The sequence below is a fragment of the Terrabacter sp. P2_E3 genome, assembly GCF_056403915.1.
In genome coordinates this window covers 1-17,381 of record NZ_JBFUEN010000020.1, presented here as the reverse complement: position 1 = coordinate 17,381, position 17,381 = coordinate 1, and the positions used below count along the sequence as shown (strand labels likewise).

Sequence of the window (17,381 nt, the reverse complement as noted above, 5' to 3'; positions counted from 1 at the left end):
CAACCTCTTGGGGGCTTCGATCTGGCCTCACCCCTTCCGGGTGGTCAGAGGATGAGCACTACCGCAGCGATGATCGCTCCGGCCAGGCTCAGCGTGCCGAGCACGAAGCTCATCACGGCGCCTGCGGTCCAGTAGCCGGACCGGTCGCGGACACTCGCACCCAACAGGCCGAAGCCTGCCGTGAGCAGCACGCCGCCGGCGATCCAGCTGCCGAGGTACCAGGCCTCGCTCAGGCCCGCCAGGATCCAGCCGGCCGGCACGAAGTATGCATACGCGCCGAAGGCTGCAACCAGAAGACCCAGGGTCAAGAGCGTGTAGTCCAACGTGCGGTTGCGGAACAACCTCGGGAGACGTTCGGTCCCCACACGTTCCTTCTCAAGGAGCTGTGACATCGTCCTCACCTCCTTTCCTCGTCTCCTTCCAGCGTGGCTCACCCGGAGCGCGGGCGTCAGAGGCCTTGGTCCCGCGTCTTGCCCACCCGGGACGCGCTGAGCCGCTAGCGTCGGCCCATGGGGTGGTTCTCCGGCGCGGTGGCGTGGGTCCGCTCGCGGATCGGGGGCCAGCCGCGGCCCGAGCCGCCGGCGCCCGGCCAGCCGGCGACGGTCGACGCGCTCGTCGAGCGGATGCACGAGATCGACCGCGCGCTGCCCGGGAGCAACGGTGTCGCGGCCTTCAACCGGATGTACCTCCGCGTCACCGAGCTCGTCCGTGACCGGCTCGTCGAGGGGTGGTTCGGCAACCCGGCCTTCGTGACGCGGCTCGACCTCGTCTTCGCCGGGCTCTACCTCGAGGCGGTCGGCGCGGGCACTCCCGACCACTCGTGGGCGCCGCTCTTCAGCGCTCGGCTCGAGCCCGGCCGGGTCCCGATCCAGTTCGCGCTCGCCGGGATGAACGCCCACATCAACCACGACCTGCCGCTGGCCGTCGTCACGACGTGCCGCCAGCTGGGCCTGTCGCCGGACAGCCCCGGGGTCGAGGACGACTACCACCGGGTCAACGACCTGCTCGCCGCCGTCCAGGAGGACGTGCGCCGATCGTTCCTCGACGGCATCGCGCTCACCGTCGACGAGCAGTACGCCGGCCCGGTCGCCAACCTCGTCAGCGGCTGGAGCATCGCGCGCGCCCGCGACGCCGCGTGGACGAACGCCCGCGTGCTGTGGTCGCTCGAGGGCGTCGAGCCGTTGCGCACCGACTTCCTCGCCACCCTGTCGCGCACCGTGGGTATGGCGGGGCGCTACCTGCTGACGCCGGTCTCCGACCTCGCCCCCTGAGGGAGCGAGGCCGGAGAGGTCAGGCGGCGACGGGCGCTGCGGCCGGTTCGAGCGACGGCTCGGCGACTGCTCGGTGGGCGGCCACCCGACGCTCCTCGACGCGGCGGTCCCGGAGCGCGGCGCGCAGGCGCCACGCGCCGTAGACGGCGACGAGGCTGATGACGAGGTGCAGACCGAGGAAGCCGTTGGCGAGCCCCATCCCGAGCAGGGCGCCGGCGACGAGCGGCCCGACGGCCGAGAAGGTCGTCTGGATCGCCGTGAACGTGCCCAGCGTCGTGCCGACGAGCCCGCGGGGAGCGAGGCTCGCGGTGAGCGGGTTGAGCACGGGTGCGTACATCGTCTCGCCGACGGCGAAGATGCCGAACGTCGTGACGAAGAGGGCCGAGGCCACCTCCGGCGTGAGCTGTGCGACCGAGAGGACGACCCACGACAGGGTCCAGATGGCGCCGACGACCATGAGCAGGCTGGCCGCGTTGCGGCGCGCGGTGACCCGCACGACGACGACCTGCAGGGCCACGATGACGACGCAGTTGACGGCGGCCGCGAGACCGATGGCGGACTCGTCGACGTCGAGGACGGTGAGGGCGTATGCCGGCAGGCCGGACTCGAACTGCGCGTAGAAGCCGAGGGCCAGGGCCACCGCGACGACCGCGGTCCAGCGCAGGGCCGGCACGGCGAAGATGCGGCGCAGGGCCTCCATCGTGCCGAGCTGCGTCTCCGCCTCGCCGGCGGCGAGGTCGGGGGCCACGTCGCTGGGGGCGCCGATGCCGGCGACGTGGATGAGGACGGCCGAGATCGCGAAGCCCGCACCCGCCGCGATGAACGCGAACGTCATGCCGTCGGCGCGCGAGAGGTCGACGAACTGGCCGGCGACGAAGGCGCCGAGGGCCATGCCGATGGCCTCGGCCGTGAACTTGTAGGCGAAGACCTTGCGACGGTCGTCGCTCCCGGCCCAGCGCAGCACGAGCACCGACGCGGCGGGGCCGGCTGCGGTCAGGCCGAAGCCGAAGACGAACATGCCGACGAGGAAGGCCGGCGCCGACCCGGCCCAGACGAGGCTGCCGACGCCGACGGCGGCGAGCAGCTTGGCCACGACGGCGACGGTGACCGGGTTGTAGCGGTCGCTGAGGCGCCCGGCGAAGGGTGCGGCGACGAGCGCGCCGACCGAGAAGAGCGTGCTGGCCAGGGCGGCGGCGAGGGCGCCCCAGCCGCGGGTGTTGGCCGCATACGCGTACTGGTAGGGCAGCACGGTGCCCCATCCGAGCATGCCGATGGACGACGCGAGGATGAGCAGCTTGGTGCGCATGGGTTTCACACCCTTTCGGGGACGGGGAGGCGGACTTCGGGAGTCAACGCAGCTTCGGTATCGAATATTTCGTCATCGAAGTTCGACGTCGAAAGAGTAGCACCAGCCCACCCGGGTGCGACAATGCCTTTCCATGGCAGCGAAGCGACGACAGACCGCCCAGCAGGAGCACGCCGCGGACGTCGCGACCTACGTGGCCGCCGGCGGTGAGGAGTCCGTGCAGCGGGTCATCACCGCGGTGTTCTCCGTGACGAAGAAGCTCGACCAGTGGTACGTCCGGCAGTTCGCCGACCTCGACCTGACCCAGGGCGAGTGGTCGGTGCTCGCCTCCCTGGCCCGCGCGGGCGACACGTGCCTCACCCCGAGCCAGCTCGCCGACCTCTCCAACGTCGCCCCCTCGTCGATGACGCACCGCCTCGACAAGATGGCCGGCCGCGGCCTGCTCCAGCGCCGCCCCGACGAGTCCAACCGCACCCGCACCCTCGTCTCCCTGACGAAGGACGGGTGGGCCCTGTTCAGCGCCGCGGTCCGCGAGTCCAACGTCGTCGAGAGCGACACCCTGCGCGGGCTGTCCGACTCGGAGCGGCACGAGCTGGCCCGGCTCCTCGAGATCGTCATCGCGGGGCTCGACGACATCGACGCGTAGCCCGGGCCGGCGTCGCGGGCGTAGCGTCGCCCGCATGAACGCCAACGGGCAGCCGGTCGCCCTCGTCACCGGAACCTCCTCGGGCATGGGCCTGCACACCGCCGTCGAGCTGGCCCGCCGCGGCCTCACCGTCGTCGCGACGATGCGCGACACGAGCCGGTCCGCGGCGCTGACCGATGCCGCGACCGAGGCCGGCGTCGAGCTCGACGTGCGAGCCCTCGACGTCACCGACCACGAGGCCGCTCGGCACTGCGTCGACGGGGTGCTCGCCGACCACGGCCGCCTCGACGTCCTCGTCAACAACGCCGGCCGGGGCGCCGTCGCCACCGCCGAGCAGCTGAGCCTCGACGAGATCCGCGACCAGCTCGAGGTCAACTACCTCGGGCCCGTCGCCCTGACCAAGCTCGTCCTGCCCCACATGCGCTCGGCCGGGTCCGGCACCGTGCTCACCGTGACGAGCGTCGGCGGCGCCGTCGGGCAGCCGTTCGCCGACGCCTACTGCGGCGCCAAGTTCGCCGTCGAGGGCTTCATGCAGTCGCTCGCCGTCGTCATGCTCGCCCACGGCGTGCACGTCTCGGTCATCGAGCCCGCGGCCGTCGCGAGCGACTTCGTCGGCAACGTGGCCCGTCCCGGGGGCGATCCAGCCGACCCGTATGCCGCCCAGCTCGACGCGTACCTCGCGCGGTCCGCGGGCGCCTTCGCCAACGCGCAGTCCTCCCGGGACGCCGCGGTCGCCATCGCCGACGCCGCGACGTCGGCCGAGCACCGCTTCCGCTGGCAGACCTCGGAGGGCGCGACCGCCTTCGTCGGCATGTCGCTCGCCGACACGGACGGCAGCCGCGTGCTCGGCGTGACCCGGTCCTGGATCGAGTGAGCTCCTCGTTAGAGTCGGCCCCGTGAGCTACCGCAGGCCCGTCCCGACGATCGGTGACCCGTCGTCGGCCGCCGAGCGGGCCCAGGCGCCCGACGCGTGGGCGCTGCGCGACGACCTCGCCTCGCTCGAGCGGGTCGTCGGCGCTCGCCGCGACATCCGCCGCTTCCGACCCGACCCCGTGCCCGACGACGTGCTCACCGCGGTGCTCACGGCCGGTCACCGCGGTCCGTCGGTCGGGCACAGCCAGCCGTGGCGCTTCGTCGTCGTCACCGAGGCCGCGATCCGTGACACCGCCGCCCTCATGGCCGACCGGAGCCGCCTGCGCCAGGCCGCCGGGATGACGGAGGAGTCGGCGCGCGGCCTGCTCGACCTGCGCCTCGAGGGCATCCGGGAGGCGCCCGTCGGCGTCGTCGTCGCGTGCGACCGCCGCACCCCGGCCGCCGGGGTGCTCGGTCGGGCCACCTTCCCGGACGCCGACCTCTGGTCGTGCGCGGCGGCCATCGAGAACATCTGGCTGACGGCCCGGGCCCACGGCCTCGGTCTCGGCTGGGTCACCCTCTTCGAGCCGGCCGAGCTCGCCGACCTGCTCGGCCTGCCCGACGGCGTCGAGACCCTCGGTTGGCTCTGCCTCGGCTGGCCCGACGAGCGGCCGCCCGAGCCCGGCCTCGAGCGGGCCGGCTGGAGCAGGCGCCTCCCGCTCGAGCAGGTCGTCATGCGCGAGCGCTGGACCGAGCGCGACGCCCCGCCCTCCCACCTGCGTGCGCCGGAGCCGGCCGACGTCGTCGCCGCCCGCGACCGCTCCGACGACCTCCTCACGGTGCCGGGCTCGCTCGGGGTCCTCGACACCGTCCTCGACCGCGTCACCGCGCTCGCGGCCGTGGACGGTCGGGGCACCCTCGTCGTCGCGGCCGCCGACCATGCCGTGACGGCATACGGCATCTCCGCCTTCGACCCGACGGTCACTGCCGACGTCGCTCGCGCGACCCGTGAGGGCACGTCGATGGGGGCTGTCGCGGCTCGCGCTGCGGGCCTCGACGTCGAGTTCATCGACGCCGGGATCGGTTGCAGCAGAGGCGATCTCGTCACCTCCGACGCACTCGATGAGGTGGCGTATGCCGCCCTGCTCGCCCTCGGTCGCGACCGCGGTCGCGCGCTGGCGGGCGCCGGACCCGTGGCGCTCGGCGAGGTCGGTGTCGGCAACACGACCGTGGCGGCCGCCCTCGCCGCAGCCCTGCTCGACGTGCCGGCCGACGACGTCGTCGGCCGCGGGTCGTCCGCCGACGCCGCGATGCTCGACCGCAAGCGCGACGTCGTGACGCAGGCGCTCGCCCGGGTCGGGCGCGTCGGCCCCGACGAGGCCGTCCGTCGCCTCGGCGGGGGAGAGCTCGCCGTCCTCACCGGGATCGTGCTCGGGGTGGCCGAGTCCGGAGGGGTCGTGGTGCTCGACGGCCTCGCCACGTCGGTGTGTGCGCTCGCCGCCGTGCGCCTCGAGCCGGCGGTCGCGGCGCACCTCGTCGCCGGCCAGCGGTCACGTGAGAAGGCCCACGCCCTCGTGCTCCGCGAGCTGGGTCTCGAGCCCCTCCTCGACCTGCGGATCCGTGCGGGCGAGGGCGTCGGTGCGGCCCTCGCGACCGGCCTCGTCAAGGACGCGCTGGCGCTGCGGACGGGCGTCGCGCGCACCTCCACGGTTTGAGTCCGACGGCGGGACCCCTCTAGTTTTGTGTGGTTGTCCAACCATCGAACTGCCCCCACGAGGGGCTGGGAGACTCGCATGACCACACAGACCCAGGACCGACCACCGACTCCCGACTCGGGCGCCAGCGCCGACGACCGGGCCTTCCTCGGGCACCCCAAGGGACTGTCGACCCTCTTCTTCGTCGAGCTGTGGGAGCGCTTCTCCTACTACGGGATGCGCGCCATCCTGCTCTACTTCCTCATCGACACCGTGGCCAACGGCGGCCTCGGCATCGACGAGACCACCGGCACCGCCGTCGTCGCGATCTACGGCGCGTCCGTCTACCTCCTGTCGATCATCGGCGGCTTCACCGCCGACCGGCTCTTCGGCGCCCGCCGCTCGACGCTCTACGGCGCGGTCGTCATCATGGCCGGCCACGTCTGCCTCGCCGTCCCGGCCGCGGCGACCGCCTGGCTCGGCATCGCGCTCGTGGCCCTCGGCACCGGTCTGCTCAAGCCCAACGTCTCCGCCATGGTGGGCACGCTCTACAAGCCCGAGGACGCACGTCGCGACGGCGGCTTCTCGATCTTCTACATGTCGATCAACATCGGCTCGTTCTTCTCGCCGCTCGTCGTCGGGTGGCTGCGTGAGCACTACGGCTACCACGCCGGCTTCTCGGCCGCGGCCGTCGGCATGGCCATCGCCATCGTGTGGTTCGTCCTCGGTCGCAAGGCCCTCGGCCCCGCTGTCGACGACGTGCCCAACCCGCTCTCGCCCGAGGAGCGCGGCCGCGTGTCGGCCCTCGCCGTCGGCGCCGTCGTCGCCTTCGCGGTCATCGTCGTGCTCGCCGGCCTGTGGCGCGACACCGTCCTCGACCAGGTCATCGACGCGATCTCGATCGTCGCCGTGCTGACGCCCATCGCGTACTTCACGATGATGTTCCGCAGCCCCAAGGTCGAGCGCGAGGAGAAGTCGCACCTCGCCGCCTACCTCCCGCTGTGGATCGGCGCGATGCTCTTCTGGATGATCTTCGAGCAGGCCGCCGGCAAGATGGCGATCTTCGCCGCCGAGAACACCGTCAAGGAGACGGCGGGCATCACCATCAACCCCGAGTGGTTCCAGTCGATCAACCCACTCGCCATCGTCCTGCTCGCGCCGGTCTTCGGCTGGATCTGGACCAAGCGCGCCGGACGCTCGCCCTCGACGCCGATGAAGTTCGTCCTCGGTGTCACGATCATCGGCCTCTCGGCCCTCGCCATGTCGTGGGCCTTCGCGACGTTCCAGGACAACACGGCGCCCGTCTACATCCTCGGCGGCGTCTTCGTCATGCAGACCGTCGCCGAGCTGTGCCTCTCGCCGGTGGGACTCTCGGCCACGACCCGTCTCGCGCCGCGCGCCTTCGCGAGCCAGGCCATGGCGCTGTGGTTCCTCGGCAGCGCTGCGGGCCAGGCCATCGCCGCGCAGCTCATCCAGGCGATGGGCGGCCTCAGCGACGCGGTGTACTACCTCGTCAACGGCGTCATCACCCTCGTCGTCGCCGGCGTGCTCCTGGCGCTCGTGCCGTGGATCCGTCGCAAGATGTCGACGGCCGAGCTGCACGCCACCGACCGCGTCGCCAGCAGCGACCGCGCCGACAGCGTCTCGGTGCACTGACGTGATCGTCAGCCTCGCCGGCGTCACCCCGGTGGTCCACGAGACCGCCTGGGTGGCGCCGAGCGCCGACCTCGTCGGGGCCGTCGACCTCCGCGCGGGCTCGAGCGTCTGGTACACCGCCGTGCTCCGTGCGGACTTCGACCCGATCGTGCTCGGCGAGGGCAGCAACCTGCAGGACGGTGTCGTCGTGCACACCGATGCCGGACACCCGACGAGCATCGGCGCCGGCGTGTCGGTCGGCCACCGTGCCATCCTCCACGGCTGCACCGTCGAGGACGACTGCCTCGTCGGGATGGGTGCCATCGTGCTCAACGGAGCACGCATCGGCGCGGGCAGCCTCATCGCCGCGGGCGCCGTCGTGCCCGAGGGTGCCGTCATCCCGCCCCGGTCGCTCGTCGCCGGCGTGCCGGGGAAGATCCGCCGCGAGATCGACGAGCCGGGGCTCGCGCGCATCCGCGCCAACGCCGAGGTCTACGTCGAGCTCGCCCGCCGCCACCGCGACGCCACCAGCGCCTGAGCGCGCGCACGCGCGGCGGCGGGCCACCCGGCATACCCTCCGCTGGACGGAGGTGATGTCGCGAGCGATGTCGGTGCCGGCATCACCTCGAACGGCGGTTCAGCGGAGGAGCAGGACCGCGGCGACGACGCCTGCGACGACGACGAGCACCCGGAAGAGGGTCGGCGGCAGGCGGCGTCCGACGCGGGCGCCGACGTAGCCGCCGACGACCGAGCCGGCCGCGAGCAGCCCGATGGCCTGCCAGTCGAGGTCGGCGACGGCGATGAAGATGAGCCCGGCGACGACGTTGCCGGCGAAGATCGCGAGGGTCTTGAGGGCGTTGACGACCCGCAGGTCGATGTCGAGCCCGAGCCCGAGGACGGCGACCATCATGACGCCGGAGCCCGCCCCGAAGTAGCCGCCGTAGACGCCGGTCAGCAGGGCGAAGAAGGTCGTCACCGGCCCCATCCGGGTGCGTGGCCCGACGTCCTTGCCGCCGCGCGACCGGAGCCAGCGGGCGACCCACGGCTGCACGCCGACGAGCAGGCAGGTGAAGAGGATGAGCCACGGCGCGACGGCCTCGAAGACGCTGGACGGCAGGGCCAGCAGCAGCACCGCGCCGCCGACGGCACCCAGCGCGCACGTGACGACGACGGTCCACGTGATGCGCGGGTGCTCGCGCAGCTCGGCCCGGTAGCCGAACGACCCGCTGACGCCCGCGGGCACGAGGCCGACGGTGTTGGACGCGTTGGCCACGACGGGTGGCAGCCCGACGGCGAGCAGGACGGGGAAGCTGAGCAGCGAGGCCACCCCGACGGTCGTGGTGAGGATGCCGGCGCCGAGACCTGCGCCGAGGACGGCGAGCATCTCGAGGGGCGTCACGACCCGTCTCGCAGCACCGCCACGTCACTGACCATGACGACGTGGGCGTGCATCGCCGCGGCGGCCGCCTCCGGGTCGCCGGAGCGGATGGCGTCGGCGATGGCGCGGTGCCCGACGAGCGAGTCGGCAGGGCGGCCGGGCTGGCTCAGCGACTCGACGCGGGTCTCGCGCACGAGGTCGCGGATCTCGTCCATGAGCCGGGCGAGCAGCAGCGAGTGGGCGGCCGCGGTGACGGCGCCGTGGAAGCGCTCGTCGCCCTCGACCCCGCGCCCGCCGGCCTCGACGTCGCGGGCCATCTCCTCGATGGCCTCGTCGATGCGGGCGAGGTCGTCGGCGGTGCGTCTGGCTGCGGCGAGGGCGGCGATCTTCGTCTCGAGGGCGTCACGCGTGTCGATGATCTCGGGCAGCCGGTGGGCGTGCGCGCGGATGGCCTCGACGATCCGCCGCGGTCCGGAGGCGTCCGACAGGACCGTGCCGTCGCCGTGCCGGACCGTGACGACACCGATGACCTCGAGCGCGACAAGGGCCTGGCTGAGTGTGGCGCGGCTGACGCCGAGGCGCTGGGCGAGCTCGCGCTCGGGAGGCAGCCGGTCGCCCGTCGTGAGACCGTTCGAGTCGATCCACGCGGTGATCTGCTCGGCCACCTGCTCGTAGAGCCGGGTGCGCGTGAGGCGGGACATGCCCGATGTCGACATGGGGTCACTCTATTGACAGTCGGCCCATTGACCTATTGGCTAGGCCACTGAGCCAGCCATGAGCCTCGTCACAAGGGCGTGGAACCAGGCGCGCTGGCCGCGACCGACGGAGGACACGCATGGGACCGGAATGGGTCTCGATCATCGCGCTCGTCGCACTCTTCGTGATCGGCACGCTGCTGCCGATCAACATGGGAGCCCTCGCCTACGTGGCGGCCTGGCTCGTCGGGGTCTACTCGCTCGGCCTCAGCGAGAAGGAGATCCTCGGCGGCGTCAGCGGTGACCTCATCCTCACCCTGATCGGGGTCACGTACCTCTTCGCCATCGCCAAGAACAACGGCACCGTCGACCTCATCGTCAGATCCGCGGTCAAGGCGGTCGGCGGGCGCGTGGCGCTCATCCCGTGGGTGATGTTCTTCGTGACGGCGCTGCTCACCGCCATCGGCGCTGCGAGCCCTGCGGCCTGCGCCATCATCGGCCCGATCGCCCTCGGCTTCGCCGGGCGCTACAAGATCAACCCGCTCCTCATGGGCATGTTCGTCGTGCACGGCGCCCAGGGCGGCGGCTTCTCGCCGATCAGCATCTACGGCACGATCACGAACTCCGTCATGAAGGACAACGGCCTCCCGTCGAGCGAGATGACCGTCTTCCTCGCGAGCCTGGCGGTCAACGTCCTCATGGCCGTCATCCTCTTCCTCGTCCTCGGTGGCCGGCGCCTCATGAACCAGCGCGCCGACGACCTCGACGACGTCGACGGCCCGATGGGCGGCGACTCGATCTCCGAGGACCTCCACCGCGGCGGCGTCGGCGTCGCCACGCGCGGTACCGGCACGATGACCGCGACCCGCACCCAGGCGCTCGGCGTCAAGCGCGACCAGGTGCTGACGCTCGTCGCCTTCACGCTCGTGGCCCTCATCGCGCTGGCCTTCGACAAGAACATCGGCTTCGTCTCGATCACGGCCGCCGTCATCCTCGCGATGTTCGCGCCGACGCAGCACAAGGACGCCATCAAGCAGGTCGCGTGGCCGACCGTCCTCCTCGTCGCGGGCGTGAGCACGTATGCCGCCGTGCTGACCGAGGCGAAGGCGCCCGAGTTCGTCGGCAACTGGGCTGCAGGCCTCGGCGCCGCCGTCATCGGGGCGCTCGTGCTCTGCTACGTCGGTGGCGTCGTCTCGGCGTTCGCGTCGTCGACGGCCCTGCTGCCCGTCATCATCCCGATCGCCGTGCCGCTCATCGCCAACGGCGGCATCGGCGCTGCGGCGTTCGTCGCCGCGCTCGCGATCAGCTCGACGATCGTCGACGTGAGCCCGTTCTCGACGAACGGCGCCCTGATGCTGGCCAACCGGCCCGACAGCATCAGCGAACCGGTGTACTACAAGCAGATCCTCACCTACAGCGTCATCGTGGTCGTCGCCGGCCCGTTGCTCGTGTGGGCCGCCCTGATCCTCCCCGGATGGTGACCGAATGACCGCTCATGGACCCCTCTCCGACATCGTCGTCGTCGACCTCTCGCGTGCCCTCGCCGGACCGCACGCGACGATGATGCTGGCCGACCAGGGCGCGCGCGTCATCAAGGTCGAGGCCCCCGGCCGCGGGGACGACACCCGCGGCTGGGGCCCGCCCTTCGTCGGCGAGGAGGGCGCGCGCGAGTCGACGTACTTCCTGTCGGCCAACCGCAACAAGGAGTCGATCACCCTCGACCTCAAGGACGAGGCGGACCGCGACGTGCTGCTCGCGCTCGTCGACCGGGCCGACGTGCTCGTCGAGAACTTCCGCACCGGTGTGCTCGAGCGGCTCGGCCTCGGCATCGACTCGCTCATGGAGCGCAACCCGCGGCTCGTCGTGCTGTCGATCACCGGTTTCGGCCACGACGGGCCCGAGGGCGGCCGCGCCGGCTACGACCAGATCGCCCAGGGCGAGGCCGGCGTCATGTCGCTGACCGGCTCCGGGCCCGACGACCCGCAGCGCGTCGGCGTGCCGATCGCCGACCTGCTCTCCGGGATGTACGGGGCCTACGGCGTCGTCGCGGCCCTCAACGAGCGGCACCGCACCGGCACGGGCTCCGTCGTGCGCACCTCCCTGCTCGCAGCGGTCGTCGGCGTGCACGCGTTCCAGGGCACGCGCTGGACCGTGGCCGGAGAGGTCGGCCGATCGGCCGGGAACCACCACCCGTCGATCAGCCCGTACGGCCTCTTCCACTGCCGCGACGGCTTCGTCCAGATCGCCGTCGGCAGCGAGGGCCTCTGGCAGCGGCTCTGCGCGGCGTTCGGCCTCGACCCGGCCGCCGAGGGACTCGCGACGAACGCCGAGCGCGTCGCCGAGCGCGAGCGGGTCATCGAGGTCGTCGAGGCGGCCTTCGCCGACTGGGACGCCGAGCCCCTGCTCGCCCGGCTCGCCGAGGTCGGCGTGCCCGCCGGCAAGGTGCGCAGCCTCGACGAGGTGTATGCGTGGGACCAGACCGCGAGCCAGGGCCTGCTCGTCGAGGTCGAGCACCCGACCCTCGGGCCGCTGACCCTGCCGGGTCCGCCACTGCGGTTCTTCGACGGTGACGGCACCGAGGTGACGCGCCGCGACCATGACGCACCACCGACTCTCGACGAGGACGGTGCGGCCATCCGCGCCTGGCTCAAGGAGGAGTGATGGCGCGCCGACCGTGGACCGCGCACGAGCTGCTCGACCTCGTGCTCGACTCCGGCTCCTTCGAGTCGTGGGACGAGCCGATCGACATCAGCGGCCAGCCCGAGGACTACCGCCGCCAGCTCGAGGCGGCGGCGGCCAGGGCCGGGACCGACGAGTCCGTGCTCACCGGGCGCGGCCTCGTCCGCGGCCGGCCCGTGGCCGTCGTCGTCAACGAGTTCCGCTTCCTCGCCGGCTCGATCGGTCGGGCCGCGGCCCAGCGGATCACCGCCGCCGTGCGGCGCGCGACCGCCGAGGGTCTGCCCGTGCTCGCCTCGACGGCCTCCGGTGGCACCCGCATGCAGGAGGGGACCCCGGCGTTCATCGAGATGGTCGAGATCTCGCGGGCGCTCATGGCGCACTGCGCCGCCCGGCTGCCCTACCTCGTACACCTGCGGCACCCGACGACCGGAGGGGTGTACGCGTCGTGGGGGTCCCTCGGGCACGTGACCGTCGCCGAGCCCGGAGCGCTCGTCGGCTTCCTCGGGCCGAAGGTCTACGAGGCGCTCAACGGTGTGCCTTTCCCGGCCGGCGTGCAGACCGCCGAGAACCTCGCCGCCAAGGGGGTGCTCGACGCGGTCGTGGCCGCCGAGGACCTGCCGATGCTCGTCGACCGGGCCCTGGGCGTCCTCGTCGACGGCCCGACCCTGCCGCGTCTCGACCACCGTGCCGGCGAGCCGAGCCGGCACCTGTCCGCCTGGGAGTCCATCGAGGTCACTCGCCGTCCGGACCGCGCCGGTGTTCGTGAGCTGCTGCGCTACGGCGCGACCGGCACCCTGCGGCTGCGGGGCACCGACGAGGGCGAGCGGGACTCCACGATGCTCGTCGCGCTGACGCGCCTCGACGGACAGCCCTGCGTCCTCGTCGGACAGGACCGGGCGCGGCAGTCGCCGACGTCGCCGATGGGGCCGGGCGCGCTGCGTGAGGCCCGGCGCGCCATGCGCCTCGCCGAAGAGCTGGGTATGCCGCTCGTCACCGTCATCGACACCCCTGGCGCCGAGCTGTCGGCGCACGCCGAGGAGGGCGCGATCGCGGGCGAGATCGCCCGGTGCATCGCGACCCTGACGACGATGACCGTGCCGACGGTGTCGGTCGTCCTCGGGCAGGGGTGCGGGGGAGGGGCACTCGCGCTGCTGCCGGCCCGCGAGGTCATCGCCGCCGAGCACGCCTGGCTCTCGCCACTCCCGCCCGAGGGCGCGAGCGCCATCGTCCACGGCGACGTGTCGCACGCCGCCGAGATGGCCGAGCTCCAGCAGGTGGGCGTCCTCGATCTCGCCGCGCGGGGGATCGTCAGCAGCATCGTGCCCGAGCCTGCCGACGACACGGCCGCCTCCCTGGCGCTCGCGGTCGTCGCCGAGTGCGCGGCCGCGCTGCGTCGCCAGACCCATGGCGAGGCCCACGTCCTCGCCGGCTAGGGCACCCGGAGCGAGGTCGGGGAGAGGAACGGGCGAAGGGGGCTGTCGACGCCCAGGTCGGGCCACCGCCGGGCGACGCCGGCCAGCAGGTCGGCCACCTGGACCCGCGCGTCGTCGCGGGAGTCGACCGTGACGAGCCCGGCGAGCGGTGACACGCCGCCGTGGCCGCCGCCGTGGCCGCCGTCGTCGGTGCCGTCGTCGGTGCCGTCCGACAGGGCCTGCTGGAGGCGCCGGAGCCGGTCGGCGGTCAGGGCGCTCTGCTCGTCGTGGACCACGAGCACCTGCCGTCGACCGTCGCTCCACGTGAGGACGGTGTCGGCGAGGGCTGTCAGCAGGGGCTCGAGCGGCGGCGGGATCGTGCGGTCGTCGTGGACGAGCCGCGTCACGACGCCACGCACCCTGGTCCGGGTCAACGCCGCGAGAACGGCCCGGGCCTCGGGGTCCACCCCGGGCGCGAGCGCGTCCCTGGCCTGGAAGAAGGTCTCGAGCACCCTGCGGTCGACGTGGTGTCGGCGCTTGGTGCGGACGAGGTCGACGAAGGCCGCGAGGAAGGCCAGCCACTCCGGTGCGCGAGACCGGCCGCACCGGTGGAGCGCGATGGCGGCGGGTCGCTGGTGCGCCGTCAGGCGGGTGCCGGCCGCCCACGACGGCTCCGAGAGGAAGAGGTCGACGACGCGGGTCGCGAGGAAGTACTCCTTGTCGACGACCTCGACGTGGGCACGGCCCTCGAGGCGCGACAGCAGCCACACCAGGCCCTCGTCCGCGTGGCGGCCCCGGAGCAGCTGTCCGGACTTGAGCTCGTCGAGGGACCAGCGTGAGTCGCTCCTGAGCGCCTCGACGAGCTCGGTCGCCTCGGTGCGGCTGAGGTCGGTGCTGGCGTGCGTGAACACCGGCGTCGCGGGGTCGAGCAGGTTGCTGCCCGAGAAGCCCGACTCGTCGCAGGCGATCTCGACGACGGCGCCGGCGAGATCGCGTGCGGGCGGCAGGCCGCCCTGCAGGGGAGGTCTCGATGCGCCGGCCACGCGGCCCATGCTCGTCCGGAAGGGGCGGGTGCACCAGTGAATAGAAGCGGTGCCCACGGACGGGCCCCGGCTCGGCTCCCTTACGGTTGGAGGGCCCGTCCGACCGACGGGTCCGTGGGCGGGCGTGACACCTCGCCGGGACCGGAGAAGCCGGGAGAGGCCCGGAGAAGACCAAGAGAGACCAGGAGGTGCCGGTGCGCGGCGACAGGGAGCGGCACCTGACCGCAGGCGCCGGGCTCGACCTCTACGCGGCGGCTGCCGATCTCACCCGGCTCGTGAGCGACCACGTCGTCGGGCTGCTCGCCGGTCGACCGACGCCTGGTTTCCGCCGGCTCGGCGTGGGCATCGACCAGATCGACAAGGGGCTCACGGCCCTCGAGCCCACCGCTCAGCGCAGCGTCTGGACGATGCACCCGATCCTCAGCTACGACCCCGCGAACGAGATGACGCTGCTCGACGACCACACCCGACGCCGAGGCGTCGACATGCGGTGCATCACGACCGAACGCAGCCTGAACCTCTACCCCCTGCTCACCTCGGAGATCCCGCACGTCCGCTTCGGCCCGGCCCGCTCACAGTTCATCCTCGTCGACGAGGCGGTCGCCGTCGTCGGTGGGCCGCACAGCGAAGAGGGCTATCCGACGGCGTGGCTCACGACCCGCGCCGATGTGCTGACGCTCGTCCGAGGCATCTGGGACCTGACCTGGCAGCTGTCGCACCCCGGTGTGCCCGCGGGCCAGAAGCCGCCCTTCACCGCCCGCCAGTGCGAGGTCGCCCGGAGGCTCGTCCTCGGGGCCAAGGACTCGGCCATCGCCCGCGATCTCGCTGTGTCGCTGCGGACCGTCGCCGCCGACGTCTCGGTGCTCATGCACACGCTCGGTGCGGTGTCCCGAGCCGAGACGGCGCACCTGCTCGCGGGTGGGAGCCATCGTCTCGACGCGGCCCGGCTCCGACCGGAGGCGGAGTAGTCGAGCGGCACGCGCTGGAGGGCCTCAGGTCGGGGTGAAGTCGACGAGGTGCAGGTGCAGGTGGCCGCCAGTCGGGGCCGGGTAGCGCCGGCCGAGTCGGGCTGGGGGTCTGCGTCGATGTGGTGCGCCCGGGGCAGCGCTGTGGTCGGCGTGGTTTCAGCGTCCGGGTCGGGCGCCACATCGGGCGCCAGGGCGAGGATGGGAGGTTGTCGGGGTGGTTTCTGGGGTGGGCCGATGAGCAGGCCGGTGTCGGTGTGGAAGGTGAGGCCGTCGGGGTGGGTGGGGTCGCCGGTGAGGGTGAACTCGCCGCGGTGGTGTCCGTCGTGGTGGAAGGTGCACAGGGCCAGGAGGTTGCTGGTGTCGGTGGGGCCGCCGTCGCGCCAGTGTCGGAGGTGGTGGATCTCGAGGTGGTGGGTGGAGGCGCAGCCGGGGAAGCGGCAGCCGCGGTCGCGGTCGAGGACCAGGACGCGGGTGCGGTGGGGGACGACGCGGTGGGCGCGGCCGACGTTGACGGGGTGCCCGTCGGTCTCCCAGACCGGGGTGAGCTGTCCGTCACAGGTCAGGCCGTCGACGATCGTCTGGGGCAGGCGGGGGCGGCCGGTGAGCCAGCCACCGTCGGTGTCGAGGTGGACCTGCACCCGGTAGCGAGCCCGCCGGGCCGCCCCGCGCGAACCACCGGAGTCGCCAGGTCCGTCCGAGCGTGCCGTGGTGGCGGCGTCGAGGGAGCGGGTGGCGAGCACGAGCAGGGCGTCGGCCCACGTGACGCGGGGCCGGCCGCCGTCGGTGCAGTACTGGTCGGGATGCAGCACGTCCCCGTTGAAGGCCTGCTTCTGCTCGTCGCTCACACCGCCGTCAGCGTCGCGGGCGCTCTCGGGGGTGACGGTGTGGAAGAGGTGGTCCTTGGCCTCGGCGAGTGCGGCTTCGACGAGGGCGCCGACCTCGGCCGGGGCGTCGTAGCGCAGCCGGAACCGCCCGTCGGCGTCGAGGCCCATGCTCAGGTGTGCCGGCTCGACCGGCATCCGCTTCCGGTACCCCCGGTCGCCGCCCTCCCCGCCGCTCTCGTCACCGCTCTCGTCACCGGCCGGCATCTCACCGGGCAGCATCTCTCCGGGGAGGCCTCGGCCGCGGTCGTCGACGCTGTCGGGTTGGAGGGTGAAGTCGTAGCGGGTGACGGTGCGCTGCAGCTGGGTCACCGTCGCGTGCTGGGCGAACTCCGCGACCGTGGTGTCGAACGCGGCCGGGGTGTGCCGGGCCACGACCGCCGCCTGGTCCAGGCTGATCCGCCCCTCCCGCAACGCGGCGACGGTGGCGGGCAGCTCCTGCGCCCGTCGGGCGAGCAGCACCATCGCACCCGCCTGGCCCCGCGAGAGTCCCGCGCGGAGCATCAGCCAGTGCTCCGGCGACCGCAGCCCCGCGGCCTGCCAGGACCCGTCGGCCAGGACCGCGACGACGAAGTCGACGAGCCGGGCGTGCGCRTCGTGCAGGTCGGCGGCCAGGGACGCGACGTGGTCCCAGTCCTGCTCGATCTGCTGCGTGCTCCGGCTCTGCTCCATACCCTTGATCGTACTGGTGTTCTGCATATCTGCTTRGGTGAAGTCCGGTATGCCGGTTTCTGGCTTGAGCAGGCCCTTGAGCGGGTGCGGGTCGGTGTCGACGGCTTGCTCGAGCAGCCGATAGAAGAGCAGTCCTCGTGACTTCGCGTTGCGGCGGTTGAACCGGAAGGTGTACTCGTCGAGGTAGTAGGGCAGGTGTGCCTCCTCGACGCGGAAGTGCAGGGTGCCGATCAGCCAGCGCTTGAGCAG

The 17,381-nt window shown here is 72.6% G+C and carries 15 protein-coding genes and 2 pseudogenes; 10 read left to right on the top strand and 7 right to left on the bottom strand.

What is annotated here, in order from left to right; genetic code table 11:
• Positions 1 to 44: 44 nt before the first annotated feature.
• Complete coding sequence (locus AC1DW8_RS20460; RefSeq protein ID WP_478095685.1) at positions 45 to 392, bottom strand: hypothetical protein; 348 nt, start codon at positions 390 to 392, stop codon at positions 45 to 47.
• Positions 393 to 509: 117 nt separating this feature from the next.
• Here AC1DW8_RS20460 and AC1DW8_RS20455 point away from each other — a divergent pair, with 117 nt between their 5' ends.
• A complete protein-coding gene (locus AC1DW8_RS20455; RefSeq protein ID WP_478095684.1) occupies positions 510 to 1,271 on the top strand; it encodes a DUF5995 family protein in 762 nt (253 codons plus the stop codon).
• Between the two features lie 19 nt (positions 1,272 to 1,290).
• Here AC1DW8_RS20455 and AC1DW8_RS20450 read toward each other — a convergent pair whose 3' ends face one another.
• The gene (locus AC1DW8_RS20450; RefSeq protein ID WP_478095683.1) at positions 1,291 to 2,577 is read right to left on the bottom strand and encodes an MFS transporter; all 1,287 of its coding nucleotides are present in this window, start codon (positions 2,575 to 2,577) and stop codon (positions 1,291 to 1,293) included.
• A gap of 133 nt (positions 2,578 to 2,710) precedes the next feature.
• Between AC1DW8_RS20450 and AC1DW8_RS20445 the strand changes: the two genes are divergently transcribed.
• The 5 genes from AC1DW8_RS20445 (at position 2,711) to AC1DW8_RS20425 (ending at position 7,942) form a co-directional block, all read left to right on the top strand.
• Positions 2,711 to 3,223, top strand: coding sequence for a MarR family winged helix-turn-helix transcriptional regulator (locus AC1DW8_RS20445; RefSeq protein WP_020142038.1), 513 nt, complete (start codon positions 2,711 to 2,713; stop codon positions 3,221 to 3,223).
• A gap of 34 nt (positions 3,224 to 3,257) precedes the next feature.
• Positions 3,258 to 4,097 carry an SDR family NAD(P)-dependent oxidoreductase gene (locus tag AC1DW8_RS20440; RefSeq protein WP_478095682.1) on the top strand — a complete coding sequence of 280 codons (840 nt, stop codon included), beginning with the start codon at positions 3,258 to 3,260 and terminating at the stop codon, positions 4,095 to 4,097.
• Positions 4,098 to 4,119: 22 nt separating this feature from the next.
• Entirely contained in the window at positions 4,120 to 5,790 is a 1,671-nt protein-coding gene (bluB, locus tag AC1DW8_RS20435) for a 5,6-dimethylbenzimidazole synthase (protein ID WP_478095681.1), read from the top strand.
• A 78-nt stretch (positions 5,791 to 5,868) separates the two neighbouring features.
• Positions 5,869 to 7,425 (top strand): peptide MFS transporter, encoded by a 1,557-nt coding sequence (locus AC1DW8_RS20430; RefSeq protein WP_056775584.1) that lies wholly within the window; start codon positions 5,869 to 5,871, stop codon positions 7,423 to 7,425.
• Between the two features lies 1 nt (position 7,426).
• Entirely contained in the window at positions 7,427 to 7,942 is a 516-nt protein-coding gene (locus tag AC1DW8_RS20425) for a gamma carbonic anhydrase family protein (protein WP_056775580.1), read from the top strand.
• A 99-nt stretch (positions 7,943 to 8,041) separates the two neighbouring features.
• Here the strand turns inward: AC1DW8_RS20425 and AC1DW8_RS20420 are convergent, their stop codons facing one another.
• Together AC1DW8_RS20420 and AC1DW8_RS20415 are read right to left on the bottom strand one after the other, a co-directional pair.
• A complete protein-coding gene (locus tag AC1DW8_RS20420; RefSeq protein ID WP_056827442.1) occupies positions 8,042 to 8,803 on the bottom strand; it encodes a sulfite exporter TauE/SafE family protein in 762 nt (253 codons plus the stop codon).
• A complete protein-coding gene (locus AC1DW8_RS20415) occupies positions 8,800 to 9,498 on the bottom strand; it encodes a FadR/GntR family transcriptional regulator (protein ID WP_478095680.1) in 699 nt (232 codons plus the stop codon). Before AC1DW8_RS20415 ends, AC1DW8_RS20420 begins: the two co-directional genes overlap by 4 nt.
• Positions 9,499 to 9,617: 119 nt before the next feature.
• Here AC1DW8_RS20415 and AC1DW8_RS20410 point away from each other — a divergent pair, with 119 nt between their 5' ends.
• From AC1DW8_RS20410 to AC1DW8_RS20400, 3 genes are read left to right on the top strand one after another with little or no spacing between them, the layout of a single operon-like run.
• The gene (locus AC1DW8_RS20410) at positions 9,618 to 10,958 is read left to right on the top strand and encodes an SLC13 family permease (RefSeq protein ID WP_056775570.1); all 1,341 of its coding nucleotides are present in this window, start codon (positions 9,618 to 9,620) and stop codon (positions 10,956 to 10,958) included.
• Between the two features lie 4 nt (positions 10,959 to 10,962).
• A complete protein-coding gene (locus AC1DW8_RS20405; RefSeq protein ID WP_056827438.1) occupies positions 10,963 to 12,138 on the top strand; it encodes a CaiB/BaiF CoA transferase family protein in 1,176 nt (391 codons plus the stop codon).
• The gene (locus tag AC1DW8_RS20400) at positions 12,138 to 13,589 is read left to right on the top strand and encodes a carboxyl transferase domain-containing protein (protein WP_478095679.1); all 1,452 of its coding nucleotides are present in this window, start codon (positions 12,138 to 12,140) and stop codon (positions 13,587 to 13,589) included. The genes AC1DW8_RS20405 and AC1DW8_RS20400 overlap by 1 nt, the downstream gene beginning before the upstream one ends.
• On the opposite strand, the gene AC1DW8_RS20395 is transcribed toward AC1DW8_RS20400, so the two are convergent.
• The gene (locus AC1DW8_RS20395; RefSeq protein WP_478095678.1) at positions 13,586 to 14,620 is read right to left on the bottom strand and encodes a DUF3800 domain-containing protein; all 1,035 of its coding nucleotides are present in this window, start codon (positions 14,618 to 14,620) and stop codon (positions 13,586 to 13,588) included. The two genes, AC1DW8_RS20400 and AC1DW8_RS20395, sit on opposite strands and share 4 nt — an antisense overlap.
• Positions 14,621 to 15,018: 398 nt before the next feature.
• On the opposite strand from AC1DW8_RS20395, the gene AC1DW8_RS20390 reads away from it, so the two are divergent.
• Positions 15,019 to 15,579 carry a helix-turn-helix transcriptional regulator gene (locus AC1DW8_RS20390; protein WP_478095722.1) on the top strand — a complete coding sequence of 187 codons (561 nt, stop codon included), beginning with the start codon at positions 15,019 to 15,021 and terminating at the stop codon, positions 15,577 to 15,579.
• A 506-nt stretch (positions 15,580 to 16,085) separates the two neighbouring features.
• Here the strand turns inward: AC1DW8_RS20390 and AC1DW8_RS20385 are convergent.
• Positions 16,086 to 17,132, bottom strand: a pseudogene (locus AC1DW8_RS20385) (DUF222 domain-containing protein); the annotation flags it as partial.
• An 87-nt stretch (positions 17,133 to 17,219) separates the two neighbouring features.
• Positions 17,220 to 17,381 (bottom strand): annotated as a pseudogene (locus tag AC1DW8_RS20380) (IS1595 family transposase); the annotation flags it as partial.